The organism is Lyngbya sp. CCAP 1446/10, assembly GCF_026130175.1.
In the GTDB taxonomy this organism is placed as follows: domain Bacteria; phylum Cyanobacteriota; class Cyanobacteriia; order Cyanobacteriales; family Microcoleaceae; genus Microcoleus.
This window is the reverse complement of the sequence record NZ_JAIGNI010000170.1, coordinates 1-767: the sequence shown is the minus strand read 5'-3', so window position 1 is coordinate 767 and position 767 is coordinate 1. Positions and strand designations below refer to the sequence as shown.

1 protein-coding gene is annotated in these 767 nt (G+C 38.1%); it reads right to left on the bottom strand.

The genetic code is table 11. The features are described from left to right. The coding region (locus K4039_RS29715) for an ISAzo13 family transposase (RefSeq protein ID WP_265240114.1) at window positions 1–767 on the bottom strand (767 nt) is incomplete at both ends.

The window sequence follows — 767 nt, the reverse complement described above, 5'->3', positions numbered from 1 at the left end:
TTTTATCCTTAAATGTGAGAGTTTTTGCAAAATTTACTACAGTCTCAACAGTATCAAGTAAACTACCATTCCAATGCTTTTCTAGCCAACCAAAACAACGTTCTATGGGGTTATATTTGCTATGATAGGGCGGGTAATAAGCCAGTTGTAACGTCAGTTGAGATGATGTAGCAAAATCTATAATCCGTTTCATAAACTGAGTGCGACGAGAATTATTTTCTGGTCCATTATCCTGATTTATGACCAATCTTTGAATATGAGTAAAACGATGCTTGACAGTCTGCCACCAACTTTCAAGTAGATCAACAATACAATCAGCCGTTAATTTAGAGGTAACGAAAATCAAAAATAACTCGTTGTACTCAGGCAGAAAGATGCCATAGGGAATCACGGTTGATTCGGTCGCAAAATCGTGATCGAGTGCAAGAGTTGGTATCCGACTTTTACCACCTCGATCAAATTCTCCAACTTTGACTGCTGCCTTGGCATCAATGGAGATTCGGAGAGTATTAGGGTCACGATCAGCTTCTGTATTAATTTGTGTTACCTGTTTAAAAATGGCTTCAGTTTCTGGAATCTTCTTGATGGGTTTAGTTTTAAGAACTCGTTTTAAGCTATAACCCAAGTCATTCAATTTTCGTCGAATTGTTTCAACGGTCGGTAGTTCTTCATCACTATAACCAAATTGTTCTATTAGTTGACGACGGACTTCACTGGCGGTAATTCGTGTATATAATCGTGTACTCTTAAAGCTAGGGTCAGTTTGA